The organism is Rossellomorea sp. FM04394 (assembly GCF_041889765.1).
In the GTDB taxonomy this organism is placed as follows: Bacteria; Bacillota; Bacilli; order Bacillales; family Bacillaceae_B; genus Rossellomorea; species Rossellomorea aquimaris_B.
This window is the reverse complement of the sequence record NZ_CP168654.1, coordinates 1,443,989-1,464,899: the sequence shown is the minus strand read 5'-3', so window position 1 is coordinate 1,464,899 and position 20,911 is coordinate 1,443,989. Positions and strand designations below refer to the sequence as shown.

Genomic DNA, 20,911 nt, shown 5'->3' with positions numbered 1-20,911 from the left:
GAATAACGAAAATAAAAATGAAAAATAGACAAAAAAACGACTCGCTTCCATTCACAAGTCGTCCTTCCTGTCATTCGCTTTCTCTCAATCTGTATAAGGTATCTCGTCAGTTTTATTCCTTTACTCTGTATCTTTCTCCTTTTCATACTCCTCAAGCATCGTCAATCGTTCAAGCATCGTCGGATGACCGTAACGGAAAATCTTCACAAGTAAAGGCGGATTGACCTGAGATAATCCCACCTTCGATAACTTTTGGAAAGATGAGATGGCGGCCTCTTGGTCACCGGTCATTTCTATTGCATATCGGTCAGCCCTCGTTTCCTGGTAGCGGGAGATCCAGTTGCTAAGGGGACTGACAGTGAACAGAAGCATGGAAGTGATCATTAAGAACAGAGGTAATGAGCTCAAGTTAGACACGCTCGATACTTTCATGTCCTCCTTATGATTGGCGACGATGCCTCTCATCAGCTTGGCCGTCAGGAATAACCCGAAAAAGGATAGAAACAGGTATATGGCAATGCCGATATAGATGTGCTTTTCCACATAGTGAGCCATTTCATGGGCCATCACAAACAGGATTTCCCTGTCCGTTAATTTTTCAAGTGTCGTATCCCAAAGAACGATCCGGGAATTGGATCCGACTCCGGTTACATAAGCATTGAGTGAATTCGTTTTCTCCGACATGTCGACTTCGAATACGTGGTCCGTTGGAATGTTTGCCTTGTCGGCGAGAGTCAGGATTTGTTCCTCCAACGCTTTATCCTTCAGTGGATAGAAGTCATTATATAGCGGGTCAATCACAACCGGCTGCACGAACATCATGAAAATCGTAAAGGGTACCGACAATGCCCAGGCCGCTAACCACCAGCGCTGCTTGAATCGTTTCATCAATCCATATAACACCGATACAATGATGAACATGAGGAGGTAATTCACCCAGAAATCCGTTACCTCATCCTTCATCCACATGGAAAAGGTTTGAGTGGAAATATTGTAGCTCTTCGAAATTTTATAGGAAATATACTGAAGAGGAAAAATCGCTACGAAAGAAGCAATCGATAACCAAAACAAATAAATGGCCGTTTGCAGGAAACCATTTTTCACCGTTCCCCTTGCCCACTTCTCAAACACACGAGAGACCCCTAGAATCAGGATCAGAAAATAAAACAACCATTCATAAGGAGTGGATAAGAAAAACAGGAGATTCTTGATTTTCGAGAAATCCTCACTCAGCGTGATTTCTTTATCATTCATAAAGGTGGCTGGATCAGCACTGCTTCCTTTGTACATGTCAGGCAAAGTAGAATCCGCCAAGAAAAATAAATACCCATATAGAAGCATGCCTAATAGCAAATAAGCCGATATCGAACGAAGTGCCCATTTTTTAGCCAACATATTTCCTCCCTTCTCGTCTTCATTACTATATGTAATACCCTGTCCAAAGATTTAGAACCTAAACACATTACGGCAGAAATCGCGACATCTCCCTCCAATAAAAAAAACCACGATCCGAATCGCGGCTTACATCAGGAATACCGAATACAAAGACAGAACAGAAATCGCCCCAATCACCACAAGGATGACGTTGGCACCCAGAAAGGCAATGACAAATGCGGATGCCGTCCCGACGGCTCCAAACATAAGATTCCCCTCTTGAATCAACAAGATGCTAGGAAAAATTAAAGCGCCTAATACAGCGAAGGGGACATTCTTTAATACCCCTTGAAGAAATGGAGGCAGTTCTTTCCCTTTGAATACGAGGAAAGGAAGCATTCTGGGAATATACGTGACAACCGCCATACCGATGATCATCAAAACAACCGTGCTATTCATTCGTTCTCCCTCCTCCCTTCATCATGACCACCAATTCCACAATCACGGCTGAAACGAGGGTAGCCAGGACAATCGACCAGCCGTTTGAAAGGTTCGTCGTGAAAAGAAGGATGCTATTTAACGCACCCGCCACGACAGCTAAAAACGTGACCTTCACACTTTTTTTCATGGAAGGAACGAGGAGCCCCACAAACATGGCATAAAGAGCGACCGTCATGCTCGCTTGTAGAAATTCAGGAAGGATTTCCCCAATGAAGTAACCTACACCAGAGTTCACGACCCAGCTCCCGTATGAAATGAGCATCACCCCGACGGCAAAACCCGTTCTTACTTTGCCATCTTTGACACTGATGACCGTGAAGGTTTCATCCGTAATACCAAACGCATAAAAAAGCTTTTTAAACAAACGGTCTTCCTCCAGTTTTTCACTTAAAGAAGCCGACATCAGGAAGTGACGGATGTTTACGATGAACGTTGTAAGAATGATTTCAAAGATACCTGTACCAACCGCAATCAGACTCAGTGATATGTATTGAGCAGCCCCTGCAAACACGAGCATGCTCATCAGTACCGTTTCCGTCACCGTGAGGCCGGTTGTACGTGCCAACAACCCAAAGGTTAACGCGACAGGCATATATCCGATGGCAATGCTGAGTCCTCCCTGTAGACCCAGACGAAAATCACTCACTTTTTTCGTGGAAAGCAGTGCCTCCATCCACTCACATCCTTTATAATAGAGGTAATTTACTATTTTAATTTTTTGATAATTTATTATATTATACATATAGACGTTATAGTATACAAGAGGAGTTTTGGCATGGAAAATTTCCCGATTCAAATTGGTGATAATATACGAAAAATCCGAAGGGAGCGTGGCTTCAGTCTTGAGCAGATGGCAGAGCGCACCGGTGTAAGCAAGGCGATGATCGGTCAGATTGAACGTGGTGATTCGAATCCGACGGTCGCGATTCTATGGAAGATTGCCAATGGTTTAAAGGTTTCCTTCTCTACGCTGATTGAAAAGCCAAACAATCAAGTATCCATCATTCACTATCAAGACGTCCAGCCTGTTCTTGAAGATAACGGCAATTACATCGTTTATCCCATCTTCCCTTTCGATCCCCTAAAAAAATGGGAAAGCTACCGGGTTGAAATGAAGCCGGGCTGCTCGTATCAAAATGAAGGGCATACGAAGGGTGTAGAGGAATACATCACGGTGCTGTCTGGGAAGGTCGACCTTAAAATCGGAGAAGAAACCTATGAGCTGACAGAAGGAAGTTCGATTCGTTTTGCCGCTGACTCCGGGCATGAATATGTAAATGATTCTGGAGAACCAGCTGTATGCCAGATGGTTATTTATTATGGCGGTGAATAAACAAAAAGATCCTGCATATGAGATGACATGCAGGATCTTTTAAACTATCCGGCTAGCAAAATGTATCCTTCGGTTTCGGCACCGACAATCCGAATAGCGGACGAAGATACAGTGCCAGGAACGTACCTCCAAGGGCGAGGATCCCCCAAATATAACCGTGAAGGCTGAAGGAAGCAATCCCTCCGAAGTAAGCACCAATGTTACATCCAAATGCCAAACGGGCACCGTACCCCATCAGCAGTCCACCAATGACGGACGCCATGGCATTTTTCCCAGTGATTTTATTAAATCGGAACAGGCCTCCTGCAGCAGATGCAAGAAATGCTCCAAGGATGACACCGAAGTTTAATACCGTTGTGGAATCAGCAAAGATCGATGCTTGAAGAGCTTGAGCATTGGCTCCTGTCCAGTAGCCCCAGCCTGCCACGTCGACCCCGAACATTCCGGCAACCTTTGATCCCCATAGAGCAAAGGCAGAAGTGATTCCCCAAGGATTCCCCCGTGTCATGAGAGTGAGGGCATTTAACACAGCCAAAACAATCGCTGCTGCCATAAGTGGCCAAGATCCCCGTAAAATCCGTTTCCATCCCTTAGATGTTGGAAGTGTCGCCATGCGGGGCGGGTTTTTCTTCTTCTCGACCCGCAGTGTTATCCACGCGATGAACCCAAAGAATAAAATCGAAACGGCCCATGCCCCGAAATAACCTAAACCGGTAGAGGTTGCTAATGAAACAGGTTTAAAGGACGGCATTTCCTCTGTCCAAAATGGAAGGTGATAGGCTCCGACTGTGGCACCGACAATAAAGAATAGCAATGTGATAAACATAACGGAGCGGCCGCCGCCGATTGCGTAAAGGGTACCTGAAGCACAGCCTCCTCCAAGCTGCATGCCAATCCCGAACAGGAAGGCACCTACCAGTAAACTTACCCCGACGGGTGATACATAACCTGCCGCTTCTCCGCCAAAGAATGTAAAACCTGTCGCAAGGATCGGAGCAAACAGCGTAACGGCAACGGCAAGCATCACCATATGTGCCCGCAGTGCCTGCCCGTTCCCTACAGACATCACTCTGCGGAAAGCAGAAGTGAATCCGAATCGTGCATGAAATAATGTATATCCTAACAGAAGCCCCAGCACCAATAACACGGTTTGGGCAATTTCTTGTGTAAAGAGTAGATATAGGCCAAGAATCGCTGAAACGATTAAACCGCCGGCCACTAAAGATGTCTGTGGCGGGTTCAATTCCTTACTCGCTTTCTCTGGGCCCTTTTGTTCATTAATCGGTTGAACATAGCCAGCCATGAATAATCCTCCTTAATCTTATTGAATTGGTTGGAATTTATTTTACAATAGTAATAGAATAGAAGGCTGTTGTCAAAAAGACAGACTTCCACTTATTTTCTTCTATTAAAAAAAGCTGCTTGAAAAATCTCAAGCAGCTTCGGGTCTATAAGGATACAAGAGCCAGCATAATCGGAATCGTCACAATGCTCATAAGTGTAGTGACAAGGGTACTTGTAGACACTAAATCAGGCTCTGTATTGAACTGCAGAGAAAACATCGTCGTATTCGCAGCAGTCGGCATACTTGCCAAAATTATGAGGATCGATCCCAACATGGTAGAAATAGGAAGGAATGAAACGACGACGAGAGCTATGAGGGGTGAAGCTACCATTCTCATGATCACAATTAAGGAAAGGGCGCCTCTTTCCACCTTCTTCCCTCCCAATGTCGCTAATTGCATCCCTAACACCACCATAATAGTAGGGATCGTTGCCTGGGAAATCAGATCAATGGTCTGACTCATAAATACCGGCACATCAAGATGCAACAATTGAAAGCCCAATCCAAGAAAAGCACCATGCAGAATCGGCATCTTGACGATCTTCATCCAAATTTCCCTCGTTTCCCTCTTTTTATCACTGCCACTGACAGCATAATAGAGGCCGATTGTATTCATCAGAAATGACTGTATCACCATCATAATGACCGCATAGCGAAAACCGAGCTCACCGAAAGCGAATAGGATGATCGGTACTCCATAGTTACCGCTGTTCATGAATACCCCGGATAGAATCATGGCCGACACTTTCGGTTTTGAATAGTTCCTAACCTTCGCCACTATTTTAATAGAAACAATCAAAATTACACAAAGCGCGATACAAAAGAGAAAAATATAAAGATAGTCCATATTCAGTGCATTCTCGTAAAAGGTCTTGAATGCAAGAAACGGATACATTAAGTATATGGCCATCTTCGAAATCGAATTGATCTCGAAACCAAGTTTCTTTTGGCCGATATATCCAACGGCAAAGACGAGTAATGCAGGCAGTACAATCAATATTACGTCCATTTACGTCACCACAATCTATTAATATGAAAGATAGGCTTGACTACTAGAGTCAAGCCTAAGTGTACCATATTTACAACAGCGGGATGATTAATCCGGCTAACAGCAGGATCAATGCGCCGCCTAATCGGGAAGAGATTTGAGCGAAAGGCATAAGCTCCATTCGTTTCGATGCTGACAACACAGCAACATCTCCCGTTCCTCCCATATTCGCCATGCATAATCCCGCTGTGATCGCTGCTTCAATCGGGTAAAAGCCAACGACTTTGCCAAGGATCGCCGCACCGAGGATCGCTCCTAAAACGACTCCGAATACAGTCAAGATATATTGCAGCGTCAACGCAGCAAGAACGGTATCTAAGTCCGTGTACGCGACACCGATCCCGAATAATAAAGCGAACGTCCAGTTGCTGGCTACAAATTGATACCACTGACTTGCTCCCTCTACGACGTTTTGAGGGATCATGTTCGAAATCTTCGCTGCAGCCACAAGAATGATCATGATGGCATATGGATGAAGGGGAAGAACGGATCCCAGTAATGTCCCAACCGTGAAGAATGTCAGGGCAGCGAGTAAGCCCACTCCCATCTTTTCAATATTATACTTCTGCTTTGTCTTCTCATAAGTAAAGCCTTTCATAAGCTGTCCGTTTCCACTTAGGGAAGGTACTTTCTTTCCGATAATATCAAGAACCGATGCTAAAATGATGGCAAATACATTCCCTAATGCCAGTGCAGGCACGAGCATGGAGATATAATAGCTTGGATCATTCCCCATCATTTCAGAATAGATTTGACTCATAGGAACAGCTCCAGCTCCCATTCCGCCACCCATGATCGGCATCGTAATGACGAGGATGGCTTCTTGAAGGGTAAATCCGACAAGAGATCCAAAGATTCCTGCTACTATCACGGCTCCGGCTACCGCTCCGAAAATCGGCAGGAAATAGCGCAGACCCACTTTAACTAAAACCTTTGAATTCATTCCTAAAATACTTCCCGTAATTAATGCAGCAATATAGAAATTCAAAAATCCGCCTGATTTCATAAAGTCAGTCATGGACGTGACGGTGGCTTCCGGAAGTAAACCTGCGTAAACCATAAAAGCAGATCCAAAGATCGCAATGATGGCACCTCCGCCAAGGAATGTTTTCACAATCGGCGTACGGTCTCCTAACCATCCGAATAATTCCCCAAGAACCATCATGACGAGAAGACTACCGATCATTCCCCCTGGAAGGTTCCCCGTATACAAGCTGGCCAACGTAATTCCCGTAAAGATCAGGAACCAAAGGATCGGCATATTGAAAATCTGAAGCGATCGATCTTTCGTAAGCGTCACATTCTCTTTTGTTTTCTCATTCTTATATGAAAGTGTTGATGCTGCTTGTCCCATCTTAATCATCCCCTTTGTCATATTAATAATTACGAAACAGAACTGTTTGCTTTGCTTTCCTTACATGCAATCTTTCGCACGGACTCCCCGACTTTTTCTGCCACTCGGGAATCAAGCGCCTTCGGAATAATATATTGAGGGCTCAATTCAGAAGAACTGATCACATCGGCTATGGCATAAGAAGCGGCCACTTTCATTTCCATTGTGATGTCCTTTGCTTTCGCATCCAGCGCTCCTCTGAATATCCCAGGGAAAGCGAGAAGATTATTGACCTGGTTCGGATAATCCGATCTCCCCGTCCCCACTACCGCTGCGCCTGCTTCCAATGCTTCCTCCGGATAAATTTCAGGAATCGGATTAGCCATGGCAAACACAATCGGCTGCATATTCATCGTTTTAATATACTCTTTCTTGAGGGCTCCAGGGCCGGATACACCGATAAATACATCGGCCCCTTTTATCGCATCCGATAATTCACCCCGCACCCCCAAAAGGTTTGTGCGTGAAGTAATATCTTCTTGGGCAGCATTCATCCATTTCTCCCCCTTGCACAGGACACCTTCCAAACTTACGAGAGTAATATCTTCATAACCAGCGAATAAAAGGAGTTCCGCAATCGCGATTCCAGCTGCCCCCGCCCCATTGATGACAATTTTCACTTTCTTATATGATTTGTTTACGACCTTCAGCGCATTGACTAACGCGCCTAAGACGACAATGGCTGTACCATGCTGATCATCATGGAAAACCGGAATATCCAACTCTTTCTTTAACCGATTTTCAATTTCAAAGCAGCGAGGCGCTGAAATATCCTCCAGGTTGATCCCTCCAAATGAAGGCGACAGGGCTTTAATGATCGTGACGATTTCATCTACATCCTTCGTATCCAAACTAAGGGGGAAGGCATCTATACCGGCGAACTTCTTAAACAACATGCTTTTCCCTTCCATGACCGGGATCGCGGCTTCCGGACCGATATCACCAAGACCCAATACAGCTGTACCGTCTGTGACGATGGCCACCATGTTTCCTTTCGATGTCAGCGTATTGGCCTGCCTGGGATCCTCGGCTATCGTCTTACATACATCCGCGACACCCGGTGTATAGACAAGACTAAGATCTTCTTCAGATGAAACATCAATCTTACTCACCACTTCAATTTTTCCTGCATGAGATGCATGTATGGATATTGCTTCTTCCTTTAAATTCTTTCGAGTCATCCAATCGCTCCTAACGTAATCGCTTACAATGTATACCCATCATATGAAAACGCTTTATCTTTTCATAGGTTATGAAACTATTGTTTGACTTTTGAAATTAAAAAAAGCAGCCGGATGGGCTGCTTACAAATAGCTTTGAATACGCGTGCTATTCAGTTTGTTCCATGTATATTGATAGACCGGCCTTCCAATACCATAGATCAGGGTCTCATCCACCACCCCGATATCTTTCAGAAACCTGAGGTACTTTCTGATCGAAACCCGTGAAATGGACGTTACGTCAGCAATATCATCTGTTGAAAACGACTCGTCTTCAAAACTCATAATCTCATCGTAAATAGACGATAATGTACTGCTCGTCAATCCTTTAGGAAGGGGTGACTTCTCCCCGGCTTGTACATCCCTAAGTAAAAGTAAATCCAGTTCACTCTGATCGATGGTAGATTGCTTCTGAAGCATACGATTACTCTCCCGATAAGACGTCAATGCTTTTTTAAACCGTTCAAATTCAAAAGGCTTGATCAAATAGTCCACTACCCCCATGCGAAGGGCACTCTGGATATTATCGACTTCTGATGCCGCTGTGATGAGTATGACATCTGTCTCCCGCTGTTCCTTCCGTATTTGCTCTAACAAGTCCATCCCGTTTCGTTTCCCAGGCATATAAACATCCAATAAAACCAGGTCAATCTTATACTCATTTACTTTCACCATGGCATCTTCAATCGAATGCGAAATACCGATTAAATGAAACCCTTTGATCTCTTCTAGATACCTTTGATTAAACCGGGCCACCATCGGATCGTCTTCCACGATCAATACATTAATCACCCTTTTTCCCCCTCCTTATATGAAGCTTGAATAATCATTGTCGTTCCAGAGCCTACCTTTGATTCAACGTGCAGAGTTCCATTCAGTTTACGGAGACTCTCTTTCACTAAGTAAAGACCGTAACCTCGTCCTTCCCCCTTAGAAGAATACCCTTTGGTGAAAATATCCTCTACCATATCATCCGGCATCCCTTTTCCTGTATCGGTCACAACCATTTCAAACTGACCTTCCTGATAAAATAACTCCATCAGTACTTCCTTTACGTCACCATCCACCGTTGCTTCAATACTATTATCCAAGAGGTTTCCGATCACGGTAATCAGCTCATGGGTAACGGCAGGCTCCTTGGGTTCTGGTATGAAGTCATGGCATTCGATAGTTAACGATATGTTCTTTTCCCTCGCATAGCTCAGTTTCCCCATGATAAAACCAGCCAAAGCAGGATCCTTCACTTTCGACGTCACCGTGCTCACTTCATCGACCCGCAAGGAAACAAGCTCTTTCACGTAGCGATTTAAATGATTGTAATCCTTCATCTTCACCAACCCCAGAATCACATGCATCTTATTCATAAATTCATGGGACTGGGCCCGGAGTGCTTCCGCATACGATTTGACACCCGTTAACTGCTCAGCTAATTGATTCACTTCCGTTTTATCACGGAAGGTAGAGATCGCTCCGACTACTTCATCATTGACGATCAACGGAACACGGTTTACCAGAATAGATACCCCATTGATGGTTTGCTCCTCGTCAAGCTCTGGGTTACCCGTTGCGATGACTCTTTCCAACCTGGTTTGTGGCATGTATTCTTTGATGGGCATTCCAATCGGATCCGAGCTTAGTCCCGCTTTATTAAATATTTTCAGGGCAGATTTATTCACTAATGAGATGGATGTATCTTTATTGACAGCCACCACCCCCTCATGAACCGACTGGAGCATCGTATTTCGCTCTTCCAATATTTTCGCAATCGTAATCGGCTCCAACCCAAACAACATATTCTTTATGTACCTGGCTATAATAATGGCCCCAATGACTCCAACAATAATCCCGATCATAGATCCCACTAAAATATTCCAATGACTCTGGTCCAATGCTTCCTCCACGCTACCCAGGGAAATCCCTACTGCGACAGCCCCTATCTGTTGATTTTCATTATTAAAGACAGGAGAAAATGCCCTGACGGATTTGCCCAAAGTCCCTTCTGAAATAGACAATGTTTCCTTCCCTTGGAGTACATCTTTCTCATCCCCGCCGACAAAATGCTTGCCGATACGATCAGGATCAGGGTGAGACTTACGTATCCCTTCCATATCCATGACCACTACAAACAGAACCTCTGCTGATTTCTGGATATCAAGGGTGTACTCCTGAATCCGATCTGCATTCCCTTCCCCCTCTAAACCGCTCTTCACAATCGTGGAATGAGCGACCGTCCGGGAAACGATTTTCGCCTTTTCTTCAATATTAGACTCAATGTTGTCATTAATCGTCCTGGAAATAAGCAAGTCGGTTATTACAAGTGATACCAGGACAACGATGCATACGAAGAGAATGATGATGGTACTTAGTTTAAGCTGTTTCTTTTTCACAGGAGTCACTCCAGTGTTTTTTAGTATGATTCTTTATTTTACATGATTTTTGGTGTTTAAAAAGGGCCATGTGAAAAAGAGGCTCCGAGTTGGAACCTCTTGGTTAAAATATGTTTGTTAAATCGTTTTTTCTAGCTGAGTAATACATTCTGCTTACAGGTATTATCCTTCAATCACCAACTGAACTTTTTTTGAAATAAACAACAAATAACAAAAGAACTCCATTCGTTGCCAGTATACCAACTAAAACCTTGATGAGGATAGCAATAGCAGGTGCATATAGATTGATTGTATTCCAAGGAGAGTTGAACAGATAGATTATAAGTGGAATCATAATAATTGATAACAGTATAGATAGCACTCCAATGAATATCCATACCTTCGACTTAATTTTGGTTTTCTTTATTAGTCGATATAAGTTCCAGGATGACAATAGCAGAAGAAAAAGAGTTACTATAAAAGTGCTCCATTGCATGTGATGGTTCAACTGCTGAACTTCCGGGGACTTTCCCTCTTCCACAATCATTTTGATTCCTTCCCTCATCCTAAAGGTGGAAAGGACTTCAGAGAAGTTATTTTTGTTTGTGAGTAGGATAAATCCATAGCCTTGTTGGGGATTAATGAATAATTCAGCCCGGGAATCAGGTGTTTCTCCGCCGTGAAAATAATAAGAATTATCAACCTCTGTAGAGATTCTCCAGCCCAGTCCATAATACATATCTTCTTTTCTATGATAATGAGGTGAAGTATAAGTATCGAATGAATCCTTAGATAAGATCTCACCACCATCCAGCAGAAATTTAATAAACTTTGATATATCACCAGTTGTAGAGACCATGTAACCATATGGAGCCCCACTATCATCAAAAAAACCTCTGCTTTTCATGGGCTTTCCAAACCATGATTGATAGCCGGGCTGATACCCCAATACTCTAGCCGATTCGAAATTCGATACGGTCCGATCCATCCCAATCACACTGAATATCTCATCATCCATAAATTCCGAAAATGTTTGGTTTGTGACATTCTCTATGATTCTTCCTAAAAGTAAATAATTCGCAGCACTGTATTGATGCACTTCCCCTGGTTCATAATTCAAATGAACATTATTCAGATTTTGAACCGCAACATTTATTGCATTTTCCCCTCGCAAATTACGATCAGCAATTTTCAACCCATCATAAGAACTGATTCCACTTGAATGTGTTAATAGGTGCCTAATGGTGATTTTCTTATCAAATCCATTTCTATTGTAATGAAAGTCAGGCAAATACCGATCAATCTCCTGATCAAGTTCAATCATCTTATCATCAACTAACCTCATGATAGCAAGACTGGTTAAAGGCTTGCTGATAGAACCAATCGTAAACAGTGTATCCTTTGTGACAGGAGTCCCTTTCCTTTGTTCCCCCCAACTTTGTTGAAACATGAGCTCTCCATCTTGAATAATCGCTAAAGAAGCCCCGGGAATTCCATACTCCTCCATCGATTCATTCATAAATCTTTCTAAGAGTTCTATTTGACTATCATTCTCTGCCCTTACATGGAACTGAAAAGAAAAAAAAATGTGGCAAAACAAGCATATAGCTATCAGTACTTTTCTCAAACCCTTGATCCCCCTTACTAATCCGTCATCGAATTCATATATATCTTTTACATAAAATTACCATTAAATGATTATTCTCTCTAACGGCTTAGGGACTACCTTAAGGTAAGACTTGAGGTGTAATCGTTTATCTAAGAACTTTTGAATATAAAAAGATCAAATTTCTCTGTGATATACTTGAGAAATTTGATCTTTGGAAATTTGGAACTGGCCCCGATTATGGACTAACCCACTTACTTCCCCTTAAACTCCGGCTTCCGCTTTTGACTGAACGCCAATAAAGCCTCCACCCGGTCTTCCGTAGGAATGGTAATCTCATATGCTTTTCTCTCAATCTGCAATCCGGTTTGGAGGTCTACATTCATACCATTCTTCACGGCAAATTTAGCCTGCTGCAGGGCAATCGGGCCATTTGCCAGCATCGGTTCCACAAATGCATGGACTTCCCCCAGGAAATTCTCTTTTTCTACTACTCTTGTAACGAGTCCGATGTCCAAGGCTTCTTCTGAAGTTAATCGCTTAGCTGTCAGAATAAGTTCCAGTGCTTTGGATTCTCCGACCAATCGCGGCAAACGCTGGGTTCCGCCTGCTCCCGGGATGATGGCCAGGCTCGTTTCGGTCAGTCCCATTGTGGTGCCTGCTACTGCGATTCTGAAATCGCATGCCAGTGCCAGCTCCATTCCTCCGCCGAATGCGTAGCCGTTCATCGCGGCGATGGTCGGTTGTGGAAGGGTGGCGACGGATTGGAAGACTTCGCCGATTTTATAGACGTTGCGGATGACTTGTTGTTCGGTAAGGGTTTTGCGCTCTTTTAGATCGGCTCCAACCGAGAAGGCTTTCTCCCCGCTTCCCGTGAAGATGACGACTCTGACGTCCGGGTTGATGCGGAGTGCTTCGACTACCTGCTGGAGTTCGTTCAGGGTATCGTAATTAAAGGCGTTCATTGCCTCAGATCGGTTGATGGTTACAGTGGCGACGTTGCCTTTTTGTTCTAGTAAGATTGATTCCATGTTAGTTCTCCCCTTTGTTTAAGTGTTTCCTCCCTATGTATGATTCGACACAAACCGAGAAAACCCTTTCATTTTTTAATAGAGCTGAACACTTCACGGTTGGGTGCATAGACTAAAATGTGACATCTACCCATAAAGGAGCTGTAATTCTTTTGTATAATCCTTCAAATCAAAACCCTTACATTAGGCATCAACAGGTGAATCTTTATTCAAACCAATATGCAAACGATATTGCCTGGCTGCACAACTACTACCGTGAAACCAAAAGTCTTCCCGATCAATGGGTTGAGTATATTCAGCCTCTAGTCACCCGCGCCCTGTCTGAAGTGGAAGAAGGCATCAACCTTACCCATCTCTTCCAGGAGTTCATTTTGTCAGGTGTACTGGTCGGGCAGGGATTCACACCCGAACAGGCAATCGAGCAGGTAGAAACGTGGGAGAAAGGTGAATCAAAGCTTTTACAGGCTAGCAAGGCGATGAAATAACGTAAAAAAGATGCTCAGTATCCACTGAACATCTTCTTTTTTTATGATTGAAGCACTTGTTCTTTCAGCGCTCTTCTTAAAATTTTCCCGGTTGTATTTTTCGGAAGCTCATCAATGAACTCGATGGAAGTTGGAAGTTTGTATTTCGCCAGATGCTCTTTACAGTAATCCAGCACTTCCTGTTCGGTTAAGGATCGCTCGCTTTTCACAACATAGCTGCTGACGGCTTCACCCAGTTCGGGATGCGGTACACCGATGACCGCTGCTTCTACGATTCCAGGATGATTGTATAGCACTTCCTCTACTTCACGTGGATAGACGTTGTATCCTCCAACAATAATCAGCTCTTTTTTTCGATCGACAATATAGAAGTAGCCTTCTTCATCTACGCGGGCAAGATCTCCGGTGTATAACCAGCCATCACGGATCGTCGCGGCTGTTTCTTCTTCCATTTTGTAATAACCCTTCATGACATTAGGGCCTTTGACGATCAATTCGCCGACTTGTCCGACTGGTACTTCTTCTCCCAGTTCATCGACGACTTTATTCTCCAGGTTCATAATCGAAGTTCCGATGGAGCCCGGTTTCCTCGGACGGTCTAATGGATTGAAACATGTCACAGGTGATGCTTCGGATAGGCCATAGCCTTCAGAAATCATGACGTTGAATTTCTTTTCAAAGTTCTTTAGTAAGGCCACCGGCAGGGAAGCGCCGCCTGAAATACAGAGACGGAGAGTTGATAGATCTTCTGGATTCCCTTCTGGATACTGGTACAGGAAGTTGTACATGGTTGGTACACCGGCAAATACGGTTGGCTGATAGGCCTTGGACAGTTCAAAAATGTCTTTTGGACTGAAGCGTGGAACGATTAAAAGGGTCGCACCTGTCATCAATGGCGCATTCAGTACCACTGTCAAACAGAATACATGGAACATTGGCAGTGCTGTAATGACGCGATCGTCTTCATTCATTCGTAAATAGCTGCCGACATCGGTTGCATTGGAATAAATATTTTTGTGCGTCAGCATGGCGCCTTTCGGTTTCCCAGTCGTTCCGGAAGTGTAAAGGATGATGGCTACCTCACTTTCATCCACTTCCTCCCCCTTAAATGCAGGATCGCCCTTTCCGAGAACACCTGTAAACGATTTCATTTTTGGATAAACGAGAGAAATCTTTTCTAAGTCGATATCACTAGCTCGTTCATCTCCTGATTCACATAGGATGAAGTGCTCCACATCAGATAAAAGATGCTGCATCTTTTCGATTAATGGCACAAGCAAATCAAGTGTGACGATAGCTTTCACGTCACCATTTTTCAGGATGTAGCCGATTTCATCCGGTGTATAGATCGGATTGATCGGTATCACCTTTAACCCCATTCGTAATGCCCCATATAATCCAATGACGAAATGTGGTGAATTCCCTAATACAAGCGCGATGTGATCCCCTTTTTTCAGACCCAATTGCTCTAAGCCGCTTGCAAATTTCGATACAGCTGCATTTAATTCCCCGTATGTACTTGAGGTATTTAAGAAATGATAGGCTGTTTTATCTGCTTTCTCTTGAGCGATTTGGTCTAACCGTGTTGCGATATTCAATTGTATCCCTCCCCTTTTAGATAAACTGAATGAATGGTCATTCATCAAACTATTAAAAGTATTCAAAATATATTCTATATAAAGAATAGTATTAATACAAGTATCTTATAGAAAAAAGCCGCCCAATTTGGACGGCTCTTCCATTTTCTTATTGTGCAAAAATCGCATTTGAAACGAGTCTGAACAGATAATCCGTATGATCCCGGAATGTTGGCTCGAGTCCAATCAATAATACATTTTCATCCTTCACGATAACGGCCTTACCTTGAGCCGCTTCACTGCCTTTCCAATGTCCGGCCAGGAAGAATTCACTGCTGTTTTGATAGCTTGATAGAATGTCTGCACTTCCTGTGTTTGTATACCAAGTTGGTTGATAAACAAATCCAAGGTCTTCTGTCTCGTAACCGGCTGTGTAAGTAGAATCCGTGTGGGATAATTGGACGATTCCGTTGCTGTTGGAGCCGCCTGTTTCCACTTTCACATCACTTAATCCAAGCTTTGTCGTAGCTTGGGATGCACCTGCACCGATGGCAAGATATTGTCCGCCATCCGCCACAAAACCTTCCACATTCGTTTTAAATGCTTCATATTGTGCTGCATCCTTCAATCCAAATTCCGAATTGGCCACACTATTTTGATAGGAAATGAGATTCGATCTGCCGTTATAAATAAACACATCCGTTGAGCCAAGACCCTCTTCTGCTACTTGTCCGGGGGTCTTTTCCTCCACTGTGAAGCCGAGACGTTCAAGTGCCAGCTTCGTTCCAGAGTGGGATTGAGCTTTATTCATTCCTCCATCTTTTAAGAGGGTCACATGCTGGGACGTGATTTCTTTCGCTCCAACAGGAACAGATTGGGAAGAAACCGTGACAGCAGTATTTTTCACCAGGTCGGAAAGTTTTGCTTTCGCGTCTGCTCCTGCATACAATGTTCCATCTTCTCCCCGCTGAAGAGTGTATCCGCTATTTAGTAATTGATTGGCAATCGCAATTGATTTGGCAGAGGTATTGGGGATCGCATAAGGTCCGTCCCCAATGACGGCTCCACTTTCATTCAGTGCTCTTACCTGTCTGGATTTCACATTCAGTTCATTGTCACTGCTCACTTCCACTGCATCGAAGCCCCATAATTCAGGCAGATTCCAGGCAGAGATGTCATACATACTCGGTGTATCTTCTGTGATGTCTTCACCGTCCCAAAGCATCGTGTTGGCAAGGCCGGCTTTCGCTTGATCCATCGGTACGATATACGTTCCTTTCGGATACGTCACGCCATCAAAGGTGAAATCCTTCTGAGCCTCTTCTACGACAATATCATTATCTTGAAGATGGCGAACGGCTTTCAAAGTACTCGTTTGATCCTGTTCATCATTTGGCAGAATATATGCAGATGGGAAATGGCCTTCAGTGTGGAACGGGTGGTCAAACTTCACACCACGTTTAAATACTTCGATCTGATCTTTGACCATTCCCACTTTGTTTTCGCTCGCATAGCCCAGTGCACCCATCACGGCATCATATGTCCATTGAACCCCGTCCCAATCATTGGTCGGTGCTTCAAGTGTATACCCATATGCCCCGTGGTACATGGCATACATTGGAGTGAAGATCGGCGGATAATCATCCCAGCCTGCTGAATCATCACGTTGCGGGATATAAGTCCCTTCCATATTCTGATAATCTACTTTTGACGAATCCGTATGAGTATTTTCATAGTTTTCTTTATTCGACACGATACTGGATTCCATCGCCTCTGCTTGATTCAATGCCCACTTCGAATACAGATCATATTCATAGTTTGGATTATGAGGAGGCGTACAAGGCTCAATCAGACCTGGTTTCGTCGGTCCGCCGTATCCTCTCACATAACCATGCAGGTCAAGAAACACCATCGGGTTCCATTCCGTGATCAGGTTAACCATATGCTCTGTTTCAGGTTGAGATTGCGTGATAAAGTCACGGTTCAAGTCAATGCCATTCCCGTTGAAACGTGTAGCATCAATCCGCCCATCCGGGTTCGCCACAACATTGAAGATCAGGATATTATCCTCAAGGATCCCCATCGTTTGTTCGTCATTTTCTGTGGCGAAGCGCTCGATTAATTGAAGAGCTGCATCGGTTCCAACAAATTCTGTTCCATGGATGGATGCATTGATCATGACAGGGACCTTCAGATCAGGGTGCTTATCGATAAAGTCCTGTGCTTTTTCAGGGGACTGGATCATTTTTTTACGCAGACCTTTATAGTAACCATACTTCCCTTTCGCTTTCGCATCCGAGACAGTCACTACATACATATCATGACCTGCTGCCGATTTTGTTTCGCTCTTCTCGACCGTCACACGATTGCTTTCCTGTGCGATCGCATCAAGCTTCCCTTCAATCTCAGAGTACTTCACAAAGTCATAGTGCTCACTATTAAATAAGCTTTTATCTTTCTCATCGAGTTGAGTACTTTGAATCGTCGTTTGAGGAGATTCTGCTAAAACGTTGAATGGTGTGGTGGATAGTAGAGTAAAACTGGCAATTCCTGCAATAATCTTCTGCTTCATTTATGTACCTCCAAATTATGTAATAGTATAATGATAGAATAAATATTCATAACGGTACATAAATATTTAGTCCTATATTTTGGTTGGGAGGATTTTCCTAGTTGAGACAAAAAGAGATTTCCTAAATTAGGAAATCTCTTTTTATTAGTACACCAAATCCACAAATTCATCCTTCGTCACATTCCCGAAATAGTGTTGAATATCAACACCTTCCATAGCCCTGGCAATGTCTTTTCGTTCGTAGCGGGTGCCTATCAGCTTTTCTTCGATGTCATCAACATTCCCGACTCCGAAGAAATCACCGAAAATTTTACAGTTATCAATTTTCCCTTTGTTCACTTCTAGACGAACGTCAATGGATCCGACCGGGAAGCGGTGGGAATGCTGGAGATTGAATTTCGGTGATTTACCGTAGTTCCAATCCCAGTTCTGATAGCGCTCTTTTGAAAGCTCATGGATGTTCTTCCAGTCTTCTTCCGTCAGGACATATTCTTCTACGTCGCTTCCGTCGAAAATATAATCCAGAAGGGTTGAACGAAATTGTTCGATGGTCATTTTTTCTGACAGGAATTCAGAAATGTTGGCCACACGGCTTCGGATCGATTTGATCCCTTTTGATTCAATCTTGTCCTTTTTCACCCGTAGAGCTGACACGACGTTTTCCATTTCGGAATCGAACAGGAGCGTTCCGTGGCTGAACATCCGGCCTTTAGTGGAGAACTGGGCGTTACCTGAAATCTTTCTGCCTTCTGCGATAATATCGTTACGTCCGCTAAGCTCCGCCTTCACCCCCAGCCTATGTAGGGCGGTTACAACGGGTTCAGTGAATTTTTTGAAGTTGTGAAAGCTCTCTCCGTCATCTTTCGTGATGAAGCTGAAATTCAGGTTTCCTAAATCGTGATAGACCGCTCCCCCGCCGGAAAGTCGGCGAACGACATGGAGACCTTGCTTCTCCACGTAGTCTGTATTAATCTCTTCAATCGTATTTTGGTTCTTCCCGATAATGATGGAAGGTTCATTAATATAAAATAATAAATAACTCTCATTAATATCTAAGTTCTTCAGTGCATATTCTTCAATAGCAAGATTGATCCTTGGATCCGTAATCCCTTTATTATCGATAAATAACATCTTTCTTCCTCCTAAATATCTATTTCCATATCTTTCTTCGCTAACAATACCTCGCCGCTATACATGGTTTTCGCTTCTGTTACCAATTGCTCCAGTTCGCCGAAATGAGGTAAATGTGTGAGAATGAGCATTCCGGCATTGGTTTTCTGAGCAAGATTCCCGGCGTCGAGACTCGTCATGTGACCAGCATTCGAAGCATCCATCCCTCCATAAAAATTACATTCACAGAGCAGTACATCTGCGTCTATCCCAAATGAAACAAATGACTGTTTGAAAGCCGAGTCTGCTGTATAGAACAGCGATTTGCCGTCTGCTTCGATTCTCATTCCGTAGCATGGCACGGGATGCTTGGCCTTCACAAATGTTACCGTAAAAGGGCCAATCGATAATGATGTATCTTCCTTATATTCGTGAGCTTTCATTAAATCTTTATATGTAATCGTATCGTAACCCCGTTGATCCTCTCTATGGGCATATACAGGTAATGTACCTTTATTTTTCCCCAGGAAGTATTGAATCAATAGAGCGTGTTGTAGTACACCTATATCAGCTACATGATCTGGATGATAGTGGGATAGAAGCACCGCATCTAAATCTGTTGCCTCTACATGATGTTGTAGATGGGATAGTACACCACTGCCACAGTCTATAAGCAGTTTAAAGCCATTATGTTCAAGTAAATACCCGGTGCTCGCTTCTCCTGCCTTCGGATAGCCGCCCCATTGGCCAATAACGGTTAGCTTCAATTTGAACCTCGCCCTTCACTTTAGTTTGTACCCTTACTATACTTCATTGTGCCTATTTTTTCATTTTTTTCGCCTATTTTTGAATTAATTGTTGACGAAGTTCATACTGTTATAATACAATAAAATAAATTAACACATCAGTTATATAACACGAACAATTGATGGGTGAAAAAATTTACGGAGGGTGATTAACATGGTAAAAAATATTGTGGAGTTCTTTCGAAATTTGCCGCCTAAGTCTTGTGCACAGTGTGGAGATACAATTGAAGAACAGCATGAATGCTACGGCATTTATTGCGAGAAATGTACGACTGATTACGAATACTAGGAGTTAAGAAACAAGGGGTAATAAAAGGGATGCTCTTCAAAGTGAAGAGCATCCCTTTTAGGTTTATTGTACTTCTACTGTTTGCATTGTGTGTTCGTGAATTTCCTCACCTTTGGTCACATGAACCTGTACATTGTATGTACCCTCTTCCGGGAAAGCATACGACCCATTATACTTACCGGCTTCACCTTCTGTTAAGTCGACCCACTCATGCTTCTCTTGACCCTCTTTATAAATTTCCAGACGCACTTCTGCTTTTCCCAGTGCTTTATCTTCATTTTCCACATGAACGTTCATTTCTGCTTCTTCGTTCATCTTAATCGTATCAGGCTTCATAAGATGGATGGAAACTGAACTTTCGTGATGACCGTGGTGATCGTCTTCGCTTTCCTTTCCATGTTCCTCTGCCTCTACTTCTCCAATTCCAATTTCAGCTGTCGGCATGGTGTGCATATCACGGGCCGTTACATGGACCTGCACAGTATACATGCCGTCTTCTTCAAAGGTCTTTTCAGCTTTATATACACCGTCTTTATCATGCATCGCTTCAATCATTTCACTTTGTTCTTTATGACCATTTTTCCAAATCTCGTATTTCACTTCACCAGCGTCCTCGACGTTCTCATCACCTTGAGTGACTTTAGTCAATAGAGAAACGGTTTCACCCTTTTCCCCTTTTTCAGGCACGTCTAACTTTGCTTCAATCGCTTCCAATTTCTCGTCTTCTTTTGCTCCGTTATCTTCATTTGAATTACCACATGCAGCGATAAACAATGCCAGGAAACCCACCAGCAAAAACAAGCTTATTTTCTTCATAATTATATTCTCCTTTAGGCATTCTCTATTTAGTGTCTC

Annotated in this window: 19 protein-coding genes; 3 read left to right on the top strand and 16 right to left on the bottom strand. The window is 43.4% G+C overall.

The annotated features are described in order from the left end of the window. Positions 1-120: 120 nt before the first annotated feature. The 3 genes from ACCB35_RS07350 to ACCB35_RS07340 form a co-directional block, all read right to left on the bottom strand. Positions 121-1,392 carry a M48 family metallopeptidase gene (locus ACCB35_RS07350; protein WP_374056974.1) on the bottom strand — a complete coding sequence of 424 codons (1,272 nt, stop codon included), beginning with the start codon at positions 1,390-1,392 and terminating at the stop codon, positions 121-123. Between the two features lie 129 nt (positions 1,393-1,521). Further along, positions 1,522-1,833, bottom strand: coding sequence for an AzlD domain-containing protein (locus ACCB35_RS07345; RefSeq protein WP_374056376.1), 312 nt, complete (start codon positions 1,831-1,833; stop codon positions 1,522-1,524). Next, complete coding sequence (locus tag ACCB35_RS07340; protein ID WP_374056375.1) at positions 1,826-2,548, bottom strand: AzlC family ABC transporter permease; 723 nt, start codon at positions 2,546-2,548, stop codon at positions 1,826-1,828. The genes ACCB35_RS07345 and ACCB35_RS07340 overlap by 8 nt, the downstream gene beginning before the upstream one ends. A gap of 102 nt (positions 2,549-2,650) precedes the next feature. Between ACCB35_RS07340 and ACCB35_RS07335 the strand changes: the two genes are divergently transcribed. After that, complete coding sequence (locus ACCB35_RS07335) at positions 2,651-3,208, top strand: helix-turn-helix domain-containing protein (protein WP_374056374.1); 558 nt, start codon at positions 2,651-2,653, stop codon at positions 3,206-3,208. Between the two features lie 52 nt (positions 3,209-3,260). Here ACCB35_RS07335 and ACCB35_RS07330 read toward each other — a convergent pair whose 3' ends face one another. From ACCB35_RS07330 to ACCB35_RS07295, 8 genes are all read right to left on the bottom strand, one after another. Then, the gene (locus ACCB35_RS07330) at positions 3,261-4,511 is read right to left on the bottom strand and encodes a YeeE/YedE family protein (protein WP_374056373.1); all 1,251 of its coding nucleotides are present in this window, start codon (positions 4,509-4,511) and stop codon (positions 3,261-3,263) included. A gap of 145 nt (positions 4,512-4,656) precedes the next feature. Beyond that, positions 4,657-5,562, bottom strand: a complete 906-nt coding sequence (locus ACCB35_RS07325) for an AEC family transporter (RefSeq protein WP_374056372.1) — start codon at positions 5,560-5,562, stop codon at positions 4,657-4,659. A 70-nt stretch (positions 5,563-5,632) separates the two neighbouring features. After that, positions 5,633-6,955 (bottom strand): 2-hydroxycarboxylate transporter family protein, encoded by a 1,323-nt coding sequence (locus tag ACCB35_RS07320; protein ID WP_374056371.1) that lies wholly within the window; start codon positions 6,953-6,955, stop codon positions 5,633-5,635. 29 nt (positions 6,956-6,984) lie between these two features. Beyond that, positions 6,985-8,175 (bottom strand): NADP-dependent malic enzyme, encoded by a 1,191-nt coding sequence (locus ACCB35_RS07315; RefSeq protein WP_374056370.1) that lies wholly within the window; start codon positions 8,173-8,175, stop codon positions 6,985-6,987. A 123-nt stretch (positions 8,176-8,298) separates the two neighbouring features. Further along, entirely contained in the window at positions 8,299-9,006 is a 708-nt protein-coding gene (locus tag ACCB35_RS07310) for a response regulator (protein WP_374056369.1), read from the bottom strand. Beyond that, positions 9,003-10,601: a DcuS/MalK family sensor histidine kinase gene (gene dcuS, locus ACCB35_RS07305; RefSeq protein WP_374056368.1), complete on the bottom strand. Its 1,599-nt coding sequence runs from the start codon at positions 10,599-10,601 to the stop codon at positions 9,003-9,005. Before dcuS ends, ACCB35_RS07310 begins: the two co-directional genes overlap by 4 nt. A gap of 169 nt (positions 10,602-10,770) precedes the next feature. Beyond that, positions 10,771-12,099 (bottom strand): serine hydrolase, encoded by a 1,329-nt coding sequence (locus tag ACCB35_RS07300; protein WP_374056367.1) that lies wholly within the window; start codon positions 12,097-12,099, stop codon positions 10,771-10,773. A 341-nt stretch (positions 12,100-12,440) separates the two neighbouring features. Beyond that, entirely contained in the window at positions 12,441-13,217 is a 777-nt protein-coding gene (locus ACCB35_RS07295; RefSeq protein ID WP_299740060.1) for an enoyl-CoA hydratase-related protein, read from the bottom strand. A 152-nt stretch (positions 13,218-13,369) separates the two neighbouring features. Here ACCB35_RS07295 and ACCB35_RS07290 point away from each other — a divergent pair, with 152 nt between their 5' ends. Beyond that, positions 13,370-13,702, top strand: a complete 333-nt coding sequence (locus ACCB35_RS07290) for a hypothetical protein (RefSeq protein ID WP_374056366.1) — start codon at positions 13,370-13,372, stop codon at positions 13,700-13,702. Between the two features lie 41 nt (positions 13,703-13,743). Here the strand turns inward: ACCB35_RS07290 and ACCB35_RS07285 are convergent, their stop codons facing one another. The 4 genes from ACCB35_RS07285 to ACCB35_RS07270 all read right to left on the bottom strand — a co-directional run bounded on the left by ACCB35_RS07285 (position 13,744) and on the right by ACCB35_RS07270 (position 19,728). Then, positions 13,744-15,300, bottom strand: a complete 1,557-nt coding sequence (locus ACCB35_RS07285; RefSeq protein ID WP_374056365.1) for a fatty acid--CoA ligase family protein — start codon at positions 15,298-15,300, stop codon at positions 13,744-13,746. A gap of 148 nt (positions 15,301-15,448) precedes the next feature. Further along, positions 15,449-17,851 carry a M14 family zinc carboxypeptidase gene (locus ACCB35_RS07280; protein ID WP_374056364.1) on the bottom strand — a complete coding sequence of 801 codons (2,403 nt, stop codon included), beginning with the start codon at positions 17,849-17,851 and terminating at the stop codon, positions 15,449-15,451. A gap of 144 nt (positions 17,852-17,995) precedes the next feature. Next, complete coding sequence (locus ACCB35_RS07275; RefSeq protein WP_374056363.1) at positions 17,996-18,982, bottom strand: lipoate--protein ligase; 987 nt, start codon at positions 18,980-18,982, stop codon at positions 17,996-17,998. Positions 18,983-18,993: 11 nt separating this feature from the next. Beyond that, positions 18,994-19,728 (bottom strand): MBL fold metallo-hydrolase, encoded by a 735-nt coding sequence (locus tag ACCB35_RS07270; RefSeq protein ID WP_374056362.1) that lies wholly within the window; start codon positions 19,726-19,728, stop codon positions 18,994-18,996. Between the two features lie 193 nt (positions 19,729-19,921). Here ACCB35_RS07270 and yhfH point away from each other — a divergent pair, with 193 nt between their 5' ends. Next, on the top strand, positions 19,922-20,056 hold the full coding sequence (gene yhfH, locus ACCB35_RS07265; protein ID WP_079533738.1) for a protein YhfH: 135 nt from the start codon (positions 19,922-19,924) through the stop codon (positions 20,054-20,056). A gap of 63 nt (positions 20,057-20,119) precedes the next feature. Here the strand turns inward: yhfH and ACCB35_RS07260 are convergent, their stop codons facing one another. After that, positions 20,120-20,872 (bottom strand): FixH family protein, encoded by a 753-nt coding sequence (locus ACCB35_RS07260; RefSeq protein WP_374056361.1) that lies wholly within the window; start codon positions 20,870-20,872, stop codon positions 20,120-20,122. Between the last annotated feature and the right edge of the window lie 39 nt (positions 20,873-20,911).